Source organism: Betaproteobacteria bacterium (genome assembly GCA_016713305.1).
GTDB lineage: Bacteria > Pseudomonadota > Gammaproteobacteria > Burkholderiales.
The window spans coordinates 16,583-27,579 of the sequence record JADJPK010000024.1 but is presented as its reverse complement, the minus strand read 5'-3'; the positions used below and the strand labels follow the sequence as shown (position 1 = coordinate 27,579).

Here is a 10,997-nt window from a genome sequence, read left to right as displayed (position 1 = left end):
TTCGGAACATATGCAAGAAAGTTCAAGAAGTTTTCCTAGCGAAACCGAGGAATGTTAGAACAGTGCCTCGGGCATGTACAACAACTTGCGAACTCTCGTTCATCCACCATGGCCATTCCTATTTCCATCGTTCGCCGCTTCGTGAATTTCTTGCTGTTGTTTGGCATTTCCGCGATGTCATGTCCTGGGGCGCACGCCCAGAACATGGGGGATGCGGACTTCGACGCCAGTGCGTACAACCTCAACGCGCAGCTGCTCGCCGTTTCAAGAAAGGCGATGCGGGCGCGCGTCTGCGCTGCCGAGTCGCGGCGCGGCACCGAATGCGCGCAACCGCAACGGCGAAACGCCCCTCATGCTCTTCGCGCGGAAGGGCAACGGTCCCATGGTCCGGACCCTTCTGGAGAAGGGCGGAGACGTGAACCTCCGGCACTGGACAAGACCACGCCATTGATGGCCGCGGCGTACGGGCTATGTGGAAGTCATGACGCTGTTGCTGGATGCGGGTGCCGATCCGCAGGCGCAGGACCAATTGCGCAAGTCCGCCATGATTTACGCGGCGGGCGGGGCGGGCTGCCGCCGTGGCTCTGCTCCTGGATCAGGGCGTCGAGCTGAATCGCCGGTACGAACACGACCTTACCGCGCTGATGTGGGCGGCCGGCTCGGGAGATGAGAAAACTGTCAGGGTTCGCTGGATCGCGGCGCCGAACTCGACAGCCGGGACGATCGTGGCATGACCGCCGCACAGATCGCGCGCAAGCTGGGACACGAAAGATCGCAGCGGCCTGATCGAGGGGCAAGGCAGTGGAGGGCAGGTGACGGAGGCCGGTCGGCGCAGCACTTCTTGCCGTGCTGAGGCGATGGGCCGGCTCCGCCGGGCGATGCGCCCGGCGCCGTACGGAGGTGCGGCATCCGGGCCGGGTCCGCGTCACATGAGCGAAAGGCCGGACAGTGTTGCGGCTGCCAACGTCATGACCACGGAGTGACCGCAGGTCCAGAGCATGGTGGCGTGACAGAGCCTCTGGCGGTTTGCCGCTCAGCAGATAGGGACGCCCGTCCTGGGGCGTCTGCATGAGATGCAGCCCCGGGCCGGGTGGCCCGCACCATCTGGGATCGCAGTACTTCCGAACGCGCTGCGGCGCGGGCAGTCTCCCACTCCTTCAGATCGATCTCGCCGTTTCGATCCTGGTCGAACCGGCGCAGGAGATCCGGTCTGTCCTTCTTCCACTGCGCGAGCAACTCGCTCACTTCCTCGCTCGTCGAAGCCTCGTGATCGCCCGCCATGCAGCGTGCGGAACCCGCCCAGCGCATAGAGCAGGTCTCCCCGGAGCGATCCACCATTCGGTCTTCCGGTAGGGCGAACTCGTCCATTGACGGCGATGCACAGCCACCACCGTCGCGCCGTCGGATCGATCACGCAGTCGCCCGTGGCATCGCGAAGCAGAAACGTGTCTTCGCTCGATCCGCTGTCGATCGGCGTGTACTTGTTGTTGCGCTACGTTCCTCCACCAGATAGCGGTACCACACGCAGCGCATGTTCCCGAGCTTGGAGTGGAGGTAACGGTCTTCGTGCGTCTGGGCGGTTCGAGAAGTTCCACAAAGCCCTGGGGCGCCGATGCGATCCGTGAGGTGGGGATGTCGTTGACGTGCCGCAGCCGCTGATAGCTCTTGATCCATCCATAGGCAGCTGCCGCCGCTATGAATGCCGCGCTGGAGAGCCATACGACGTGCAACCTTGCATGCACGGCGACGATGACGGCGCCGACGTACAACGCCGCCAGCGTTTCGTCGAGCGTCGAGGCGCGCAACCCGCGCAACCACATGCCCGGGGTGCGCCGCCGTTCAGGCGAAGAGTGCCTTCACGTCCACATCGGCCTTTTCCTCGGTGGTGAAGCGCAGGAGAGACTTGGGTGGAAACGAGAAGAGGCTGACGAGCAGGTTGTCCGGGAACTGCTCGCGCCGGACGTTGTAGACGTTCACCGATTCGTTGCAGAACTCCCGCCGGTCCGCTATCTGGCTTTCCAGGCCGGAGATGCGAGCGAGCAGGTGCTGGAAGGTCTCGTTCGCCTTGAGGTCGGGGTACGCCTCCGCAACGGCGAAAATGGTGCCGGAGCCCCGCGCGCAGCATGGATTCGGCCTGACCCAGGGCGGGGATGTCCTGTTTCTGCCTGGCGTCGTGGACTCTCGAACGCGCCGCGATCACCTTCTCAAGCGTGCTCTCTTCGAACTGCTTGTACTGCTTGCAGGTTTCCACGAGCTTGGGCGGCTCGTCGTGGCGCTGCTTCAGCACCACGTCGATGTTCGACCATGCCTTGCCGACGTTGTGCTTCAACTGCACCAGGGCGTTGTAGAGGAGAACGCCATACACCGCAGCCAGGGCAATGAGGGCGATCAGCACCAGCAGAAACACGCTCATGGGCAGAAGCCTCCGGAGGTGGGGCAAAATGGTGGTGCGACGCCACGACTACCGGCCCTAGGACCCGCCCGATCAGACCCGAAAAGTCGGTTTGCGTGCACGTCGCATCCGCCGCGGAAGCACATCCTATGCCGTCATTTTGTGAGGTTTTGCCGCCGGAATCTCGCCTGGGTTCATGGGCTTCGGTAGAATGCGCGGCTTTTCTCGGTGAGTCCCCGGTTCCAGTCATGGCGTTGATTGTTCAAAGTGCGGCGGGACGTCCGGTCGGATCCGTCGAGCGTATCCAGGCGGTGGCCCGGCGGGTTGCCAAATGGCGGCGCCATGGTCACGACGTGGTCTTGGTCAGTCCGCCATGAGCGGCGAAACCAATCGTCTCATCGGCCTTGCGAAAGCGATCCAGGCCACCCCGGACCCGCGCGAACTCGATGTCGTGGCGGCCACGGGCGAACAGGTGACGATCGGCCTGGCGGCCATGGCGCTCATGGATCAGGGTATCAAGGCAAAGTCATATACGGGCGCCCAGGTTCGGGTTCTCACGGACAGCGCGTTCACCAAGGCCCGCATCCTGTCCATAGACGAAGAACGTCTTCGCGCCGATCTGGCCGCGGGCTACGTGCCGGTCGTGGCGGGATTTCAGGGTGTCGACGAACTGGGCAACATCACCACGCTGGGCCGGGGCGGTTCCGACACGACGGGTGTCGCGCTGGCCGCAGCGTTACGTGCCGACGAATGTCAGATCTACACCGACGTGGACGGTGTCTACACGACCGACCCCCGCATCGAACCCGGTGCGCGCCGCTTGAAGACGGTGACGTTCGAGGAAATGCTCGAGATGGCAAGTCTCGGGTCGAAGGTGCGCAGATCCGCTCTGTCGAGTTCGCGGGCAAGTACAAGGTCAGATTGCGCGTGCTGTCGAGTCTTACCGATCCCGACATGCCGATCGGGGAAGAGGCACAGTCCGGCACGCTCATCACGTTCGAGGAAGACGAGAAGATGGAACAGGCAGTCATCTCCGGCATCGCGTTCGCGCGCGGTGAAGCCATGCTCACGGTCATGGGCGTCCCCGACAAGCCCGGCATCGCCTACGCGATCCTCGGTCCGGTGGGCGACGCGAACATCGATGTGGACATGATCATCCAGAATGCCAGCGTCGACGGGAACACCGATTTCTCATTCACCGTTCCCCGCGGCGACTATGTGCGCGCCATGAGCATTCTCGAGGAAGTGAAGCAGCACATCGGCGCGCGAGCGATCGTCGGCGACAACAAGATCTGCAAGGTGTCCATGGTGGGTGTCGGCATGCGTTCGCATGTGGCGATCGCCAGCAAGATGTTCCGGACGCTGGCCGAGGAGGGCATCAACATCCAGATGATTTCCACGTCCGAGATCAAGATCTCCGTGATCGTGGACGAGAAGTACATGGAACTTGCCGTAAGGGTGCTGCACAAGGCGTTCGAACTGGATCAGGCAGCCGTTTGAGGCCGCGATAGCGTTTGACCCGAAGAGGCCGAGCGGTTATTCTCTCGCCCCTTCGGAGACGTGACCGAGAGGCCGAAGGTGCTCCCCTGCTAAGGGAGTATGCGGGCAAAACCTGCATCGTGGGTTCGAATCCACCGTCTCCGCCAGTTGGTCATGCCGACAATAAGAACAATGCGCCCGTAGCTCAGTTGGATAGAGTACCTGGCTACGAACCAGGGGGTCGTGGGTTCGAATCCTGCCGGGCGCGCCAGAAAATCAAGGACTTGGGTGGAAACATCCAGGTCCTTTTTGTTTCTGTGCGTGAGTTTTGCGTGACTTTTGTCACGCAACCGCGCGCAGCACCGTAATCGCCGGTGTCGCGAGCGATCGATCTATCCGATTCACCGCAGTCAGCAGTTCCGCCAGTTCGGCAACGGAGTAGTGAGTCGGCATGCTCCGGGTCTTGTGTCCAAGGAGCACCGCGCGTGTTTCCTCCGGTACGCCAGCCGCCCGCAACCTTCTTCCGAAGGTGTGCTTCAGGTCGTGAACACGAACGTTGGCGAATCCCCACGGTGCCTCCCGCCCCAGAATCTCCCGATACTTCTCTGCTGCGCGCTTCCTGGCGCTCTGCCAAGCGGTGTTGTTCATCGTCTCGATCGGTCGTGCCTTGCTCGGCGCGCTCTTGTAGACGCTGGGATCACGCAGTCGGGGACGCTGGTACGCGAAGACGTACTCGGGATCCCGGCCACGCATCTGCTCCACTGCTGCGCGCGCCTCGTTGCCCAGAACCACGAGGCGGTCCTCGCGGTTCTTGACGTACTCACCAGGCACGATGAACACACTCACGCCAAGCGCCTCGACCTTCAACTCCCACGACCACCGCAAGCCACAGACTTCCTGGTCCCGCAGGCCCGTGTTCACCTTGAACACGGCCATCGCCCGATTGAAATCGGGTAACGCCCCGAACAACAGGTCCTGCTCTTCCCACGACAGCGGATACGGCCGGCGAGCCCCACGATTCCGTTCGATCGTCATCAGCGGCGCCGTCTGCAACCACGTCATGCCGTTCGGATGTCTCCAAACGCGTGCCGCCAAGTTGAGAATGCGCCTCACGATTTCGATCGCCCGATTGACCGTGGTCAGGCTCACCTTGTCGTTCTTGAGCCGGTACTCCTTGAAGGCTCGTACCGTCTCATCGTGGACTTCCTCGAGATACCGGTCACCGATCCACGGGTCGAGCGTCTCAATGTGCCAGGCTGCCACATCGATCGTCGCGACCGTATCTCGGTAGTCACTCAGGTACTTCGCCGCAGCTTCTCGGAAAGTAACGCGAGGACGCGTTCCGCCTTCCTTGGCGAGCCGGATCCGCTGGACCTGGTTGGCAAGCCAGCGCTCAGCGTCCTCGTGACTGACCGGTCCGAGGCGCGCGTAGACTCGCTCTCCGGCGACTCGTTTGTCGATGGTCTTGTTTCCTTCGGCATCGGTGCAGATGCCACTGGTCTTTGTGCGGCCCATGTACTTCCTCCTTTCTCGACGAGGGACCGCACGTCGCCACTGGCATGATCGAACCGCTCTGCGCGGGCGTCAATACCGAGGAGTTCACGCTCGATCTGCTCGGCTCGCGCGTCGAGATCTGCCCGTCGGTAGGCCTTCGCCTGTTTCGAGATTCGAAGGACCGGCAGGTGCGGGCGGACGTTCTTGGCGAACCAGGCCTTGTCGACCTGAAGGTAGTGATGGGCAACGCTGACTCGAATCCAGCGTCCCCACGCGTGATCAATTCGACGGCTCATTGGTGATGCTGTCCCCAATCGGCTTGTTCTCGACAACGCATCGGTGACTCGTCGGCTTCGGCGACCAACGACGTCCCGATCAGGTGCTTCCCTGCGAGAGAGCGACGCGAATCAAGACCAAGGCTCTCCCGCTGGGTTGCTAATACGGGATTCATGCAAAAACGTCGGAAACAAGGCGAAGTCGCGACGCAGTGCGGAGCGTCGGGACTGGTGCGGAGACTCAGCACCTCCGTCACAGTCAGGCCGTTACGCGGCTGCTCTTCGCGGAGGACGCTGAATGAACGAGGGTGAACTGATCAAGACGCTGGTCCAGGCAAACGATATCCCGGTGAGCAAGTACCGGGCTGCCTGGAGTCGCTGCTGGAACTGATCGAGGGGGATCAGGAAAGGCGGGGCGGTCAGCATCATCGGTTTCGGCAACTTGTCAGTCGTCAAGCGGGCAGGCCGCAAACGCCGCAATCCGGCCACCCGCGAAGCCTTCAAGTTGCTTGCGCTGAAGGTGCCGAAGACAACTTCCGGCGCGGCGTTCAAACCCTCGATCGGCGGCAAGTGATCCCAGCGACCGACAAGCGCGAGTGGCGCCTGGACCGCGACGCGCCACGGTGCTGCCTATCGATGCCAGGCGCGTTTCGCTCTGCGACGTCGCCACCACACCACCGGCGTCGCGGTGGTGAGCAACAGCCCTCCGACGACCAGCACCCCCAACATGGAGTCGGAGAGCACGGGCTGGACCGGTGGGCGATCACGGATCTTATCTGGGAACGCCCGTGCATCCACCGGGACGATCTTCCAGTCCTTCCGGTCCGAGGGCACGCGCGCCATGTACGCGTCGAAACTCCCCACCGGGAAACTTCCCATGGCCCGGCTCGACGGGATTTGCGGGATGCGCACGAACACGATGGCCTGGACGTGGTCGGCCAGAAGTCTCTCGTAAGCGGTCGAAGCGCGCGACGCTGACGACACCATCGCCAGCCGGTCGCTCCCCAGGGTCTCGAAGGCCGCGCGCGGTTAGAGGCGTACCCGCTTTTCCGTGAGGTAGCGGAAGGTCTTGCGTCCAGCCGAGAAGTCGAGGTCGGTGACCGACGAGTAGAAGTACCCGGCCACCGCCTTCACGTGACTCGTCGGTCCGAGCCGCGGATAATTCCATCCCAGTCCGGCCAACGTGTCGACGCTGATACCGGCGCAGTTGGCCTGCGCATGGTCGTACGCCACGTGCTGGCGGTAGAAGCGCTCGAAGACGCGAATGATCGCGCTCTGGAACTGCTGCGCCGGCGCGGGATCGTCGAGGATCGCCACCAGGACGTAGGAGGGCCGGTACCACGCCTGACCGCTGTTCAGATCGGTCATATAGGCGTCCATCGGCAGCATCGCGGCGACGATGCCCTTCTCGCTGACCGTACCCAGGTTGTAGAAGTTGTTCACCATCCAGTCGGCCATGCTCCGGTCCGGGCCAAGCCAGCCGGTGAATACCGCGAAGTGGCCGCCATGGGCTTCGTCGTCATCGCCCTGCGCGCCGTTGAGGACGAACCCGAGCACCGCTCTCCGATCTGCGTGTCCCGCAGCGCCAGGGGTCCGTTCCCACAGGACCCGCGTCGCATAGGGCGCAGACGCGCCACCGCCCTCGGCCTGAATCAGCGTCGCGAGCGACTCGGCGGTGGCCAGCGGGAGCGCAGGAGAGGCGGTAAGACGCCAGGTCTCGGGCCACAGCGTCCGGGCCTGGAACGCACCGCCGTCGGGGCTGCGCGTGCCGCGCATCCGGATCGGCGTTCGGCTCAGGTACTCGATCGAGGAACGATCGAAGTACGAACGATTGGAGGCGATCTTCTGCACCACCGAGAACGCCACGGTCCCGATCCCCGGCACATCGACCGCGGTCGCGTCCGGCTTCAGAGTCGCGTTCGACACCTGATCGCGAGACCCGGTCCACACCAGGAACGGCAGCCGGGTCCGGAGATGGCCGTTCATCGCCGCCCAGCGGCGGATGTCGTCCTCCACGGAGAGCGGGCCATCGTCGAGCGGTTCGGGGTCGGCTCCGCGGGCCACGCTATTCGATCTTGGGGATTGCGGGACGAACTCGAGACGCTGCTGGGCATTCCGGTTGACGTGCTGACGCCGTCCGATCTCTCGCCGAAGTTCCGGGAGAAGGTGTTGGCGGAGGCTCGTCCCGTATGAGCGGGGAGCGCCTCGCAGATCGCTTGGACCACATTCGGACGGCAGCAGCGGATGCCTGCGATTTCGTGGACGGGTGGGAGTACGCGACATTTCTTGGCGACAATCGTACCCAGCAGGCCATCGTCATGAGTCTCATCATCATTGGCGAGGCTGCCACCACGGTGATGGATCGACATCCCGAGTTCGCGGCAGCCCATCCAGACGTTCCTTGGCGCAGTATGCGGGGAATGCGCAGGCTCGTGCGCGACGACATTCGTTGCCGGTAACGCATCGAGCGTGTGTCGAGGCCATCACGTCCGTTCGGGCAAGGGGCGACTCTACCGCCCTCCCAACTCCCGGAATATGGCGTCGGTCTCCGGCGATGGCGGGACACCGAACTCGGCGATGACTGCGTCGCGACATCGGCCATAGACCGCGAGCGCTTCCGAACGTTCGCCCATGTCGCGCAAGGCGATCATGAGTCGACGATGCAGGACCTCTGTCGCCGGCTCGAGGAGCAGCGCACGCCTAAGCAAGTCGGCGACGGACGCATCCCGGCGGCGGTCCCGATACACATCCGCTATGCCCGTGACGGTCGACACGAATATGTCCCGGAATCGAGCGCGGGCCGTCACGAATTGGGGTAGCGCGTCGTCCTCCACCAGGAAGTGTCCGCGATAGATCGAGAACAACTGGGTCGTCAGTCGGTCGGGGTCCAGGGTGGCGAGCACCGACCCCGAGCGGGCGCAAGCTACCTTGTCCGCGATGCGCTCCAGCGCCATGGCGTCGGTGCGCACCTTCGCAGGATTCAGACGCAGCTTTCCGTCCCGGGACAGGAGCGCGTCCTCGAAGACCAGTGCCTTGCGCAGCCTGTGCAGGGCATTGGCGAACGCGTTGGTGGCGGCGTCCCCGTCCGAGTGCTTCCAAAGAGTGTCAAGCACCGAGGAAACCGACGTGTCGGCGTCGCCGGCGGCGGACACCAGCTTGAGGAGGTCGAACAGCAAGGCGGGAGTCTTTCTTCCCGTCTGCAACTCCCGGTCATCGATCTCCACCCGGAATCGACCGAACGTCTCGATTCTGATGGGGTAGGGCCAGCTCTCGTCGGCGCCATCGGGTGCGTCGACCCGCCATTCACGGATGAATCGTGCCGCGGTCGGTCGTTCCACGCCGCGCTCGCAGGCGAGCGCGAACATCCCGGCCAGGGGTTCCCGCACGAATCTGACGACGGTCTGGCGAGGGACGCTGTCCCGGCAGGCCAGCAAGACGGAGCGGAACAGATCCAATGCCTGCGCTTCCCGCCCTTCCTGTCTCGCGAGTTCCGCCTCGAGAGCGCGGACGACCCATTCGTGATTGCCGATCCAGGAATCCTGCAATGCGCTCTTGACGCTGCGCAATGCTTCCCGCGCCGAGGTTACGTCCCCAACGAGCAGGTAGGCGCCAAGCGTGCAATCAATCCAAGATACTCGAAAGAACACGCCCGGGATCTCGGCGGCGAGTTTGCGAGCCGCATCGGCTTCCCGTACCGCCTCTTCGTGGTGCCCGAGGGCGATCGCGGCCCAGCATCGGGCGCAGGTCAGGTAGCCGCGGTCGACGATCCGATCGGAAGGGATGTGCCGTGACAACTCCGTAAGAAGCCGATCCGCGCCGACGGGATCGTGCTCGTAGACGATCAATTGGCAGGCAAGAGTGACGCGTGCGAGGCATCCGAGGGGAGCCAGTCCATGCTCATCGGAGATGGCTATGGCAGCGTCCAGACTCTCGCGTGCAGCCTCGACGTCGAAGTGCGCAATGGCATAGCCGCGCATGGCGTGCCAGAACCCTCGATTGAGTGGCGATAAGTCGGCACCTTTGATCGCGTGGTCGATCTTGGCAATCAAGGCGTGCCCGAGATCGAGGTCTCCGGCCATCGTCAGGTACTGCAGGAGGAAGGTCGCTGTGTAGACCTTTTGGTGAATGTCGATTTCGCCGTCCATCAACTTCATCAGTCGGTCGGCGGCGATGGCAAGCATGGGGTGATCGGGCTTGACCCAGATCGCGGCGAGTTGGAGTCCCGAGTAGCTCACGAGTTGGACGGGGGGCGGCAGCACTTCGGGCTTTGCCAGAATCGATTCCAGGCGCGGAAGCCACGTGAGCATCTCGGGGCTGGTGTGCACCTCCAGCGAAAGGGCCCACAGGATCCCCGAGACGGAAGCGCTTGTCCCGTCAAGTCTCGTTCCGAGGCGAACAGCGCGTAACTGCGTTCCAGATCCTGCCGAGCCGCGCGGGGGTTGACCTGTAGCAGCGCGCTCCCCCGCCAGTAGAGCGTCCACGAATTGCCATCCACGACCGCTCCGGGCAGGAGCGCTATCCGCTCCGAGAGCACCTGCCACCGCCCCTGGCCGGCAGCAGCGGCGCATCTCTGAGGACCATGGGCACGGCGAGATCCCATCCCTCGCACCGGTAGAGGATCTCGAGCGCTTCGCGCGTGGAGTCCCGGGCATCGAGAAGTGCCGCTGCCTTGCGCATCAGCTCCCTGCGCTCGTCGGACGTGGTCGTGGCGAAGAACCGGCCCTCGAGGAACTCCCGGAACAGTGCGTGGAACTCGTAGATCGCCTCGGCGGCTTGACTGTCGGCCGGGGACCGCTTGTAGCAGAAGAGATGGGTGCGAAACAGTTCCTCGAGGAGATCGCCTGCGGCAGGGTGCAGCACAGATCTTGCGCGAGCGAGGGCGTCAGGCGCGGACACAGGGAGAGGAGGCAGAGCATCTTCTGGTCCCCCTCCGGGAAGGCATCGAAGACCTCCGATGCGAAATAGGTGAAGACCTCATCGCGGGCCGCCGTCGTGAGCGAGGTGTTGGGCCTGGACCCGTGTCTCAGGCTCTCGAGGGCCAGGCGGAATCCCGCGGGCCAGCCGCCGGTGAGCTCCCAGACCCTGTTCGCGGTGGCAGCGGGTGTACCGATCGCGATCTGCCGCGCTTCGGGAGCCTCCAACTTCAACAACTGCCAGTCGAATCCCCCCAGCAATGCATTGGCCCGCTGCCGTATGGTTTCTTCGGGCGGATCCCTGCGGCTGATGACCACCAGGTTCATACCGGGGGGCAGTTCATCGATCAGCACGGCCAAAAAGGTATTCACGAGGGAGTGCTCTGGGATCTCCTGGTAGTTGTCAAGAACCAGCACGCAGTCCTGGGGTAGCGCAAAGACAAA

Annotated in this window: 9 protein-coding genes, 2 tRNA genes and 3 pseudogenes; 8 read left to right on the top strand and 6 right to left on the bottom strand. The window is 63.5% G+C overall.

Going from position 1 to position 10,997, the window contains the following annotated elements:
• Window positions 1-211 precede the first annotated feature (211 nt).
• Complete coding sequence (locus tag IPK20_21710; protein ID MBK8019041.1) at window positions 212-451, top strand: ankyrin repeat domain-containing protein; 240 nt, start codon at window positions 212-214, stop codon at window positions 449-451.
• A gap of 1,388 nt (window positions 452-1,839) precedes the next feature.
• Here IPK20_21710 and IPK20_21705 read toward each other — a convergent pair.
• Window positions 1,840-2,413, bottom strand: a pseudogene (locus IPK20_21705) (LemA family protein).
• A 227-nt stretch (window positions 2,414-2,640) separates the two neighbouring features.
• On the opposite strand from IPK20_21705, the pseudogene IPK20_21700 reads away from it, so the two are divergent.
• The 3 genes and pseudogenes from IPK20_21700 (at window position 2,641) to IPK20_21690 (ending at window position 4,142) form a co-directional block, all read left to right on the top strand.
• Window positions 2,641-3,892 (top strand): annotated as a pseudogene (locus IPK20_21700) (aspartate kinase).
• 54 nt (window positions 3,893-3,946) lie between these two features.
• Window positions 3,947-4,038, top strand: a tRNA-Ser gene (locus tag IPK20_21695).
• A gap of 27 nt (window positions 4,039-4,065) precedes the next feature.
• Window positions 4,066-4,142: transfer RNA gene (locus IPK20_21690), tRNA-Arg, on the top strand.
• A 71-nt stretch (window positions 4,143-4,213) separates the two neighbouring features.
• Here IPK20_21690 and IPK20_21685 read toward each other — a convergent pair.
• Window positions 4,214-5,386 (bottom strand): site-specific integrase, encoded by a 1,173-nt coding sequence (locus tag IPK20_21685; GenBank protein ID MBK8019040.1) that lies wholly within the window; start codon window positions 5,384-5,386, stop codon window positions 4,214-4,216.
• Window positions 5,387-5,430: 44 nt separating this feature from the next.
• On the opposite strand from IPK20_21685, the gene IPK20_21680 reads away from it, so the two are divergent.
• The gene (locus IPK20_21680; GenBank protein ID MBK8019039.1) at window positions 5,431-5,667 is read left to right on the top strand and encodes a hypothetical protein; all 237 of its coding nucleotides are present in this window, start codon (window positions 5,431-5,433) and stop codon (window positions 5,665-5,667) included.
• Window positions 5,668-6,040: 373 nt separating this feature from the next.
• Window positions 6,041-6,214 (top strand): HU family DNA-binding protein, encoded by a 174-nt coding sequence (locus tag IPK20_21675; GenBank protein MBK8019038.1) that lies wholly within the window; start codon window positions 6,041-6,043, stop codon window positions 6,212-6,214.
• A 56-nt stretch (window positions 6,215-6,270) separates the two neighbouring features.
• Here IPK20_21675 and IPK20_21670 read toward each other — a convergent pair whose 3' ends face one another.
• Both IPK20_21670 and IPK20_21665 read right to left on the bottom strand, forming a co-directional pair.
• On the bottom strand, window positions 6,271-6,558 hold the full coding sequence (locus tag IPK20_21670) for a hypothetical protein (GenBank protein MBK8019037.1): 288 nt from the start codon (window positions 6,556-6,558) through the stop codon (window positions 6,271-6,273).
• 111 nt (window positions 6,559-6,669) lie between these two features.
• Window positions 6,670-7,704, bottom strand: a complete 1,035-nt coding sequence (locus IPK20_21665) for a hypothetical protein (GenBank protein MBK8019036.1) — start codon at window positions 7,702-7,704, stop codon at window positions 6,670-6,672.
• On the opposite strand from IPK20_21665, the pseudogene IPK20_21660 reads away from it, so the two are divergent.
• Together IPK20_21660 and IPK20_21655 are read left to right on the top strand one after the other, a co-directional pair.
• Window positions 7,688-7,833, top strand: a pseudogene (locus IPK20_21660) (nucleotidyltransferase). The gene IPK20_21665 and the pseudogene IPK20_21660 overlap by 17 nt on opposite strands.
• Complete coding sequence (locus IPK20_21655) at window positions 7,830-8,099, top strand: DUF86 domain-containing protein (GenBank protein MBK8019035.1); 270 nt, start codon at window positions 7,830-7,832, stop codon at window positions 8,097-8,099. The pseudogene IPK20_21660 and the gene IPK20_21655 overlap by 4 nt, the downstream one beginning before the upstream one ends.
• A gap of 51 nt (window positions 8,100-8,150) precedes the next feature.
• Here IPK20_21655 and IPK20_21650 read toward each other — a convergent pair whose 3' ends face one another.
• Together IPK20_21650 and IPK20_21645 are read right to left on the bottom strand one after the other, a co-directional pair.
• Window positions 8,151-9,965 (bottom strand): hypothetical protein, encoded by a 1,815-nt coding sequence (locus IPK20_21650; protein MBK8019034.1) that lies wholly within the window; start codon window positions 9,963-9,965, stop codon window positions 8,151-8,153.
• 190 nt (window positions 9,966-10,155) lie between these two features.
• On the bottom strand, window positions 10,156-10,500 hold the full coding sequence (locus IPK20_21645; protein ID MBK8019033.1) for a hypothetical protein: 345 nt from the start codon (window positions 10,498-10,500) through the stop codon (window positions 10,156-10,158).
• Window positions 10,501-10,997: the final 497 nt, after the last annotated feature.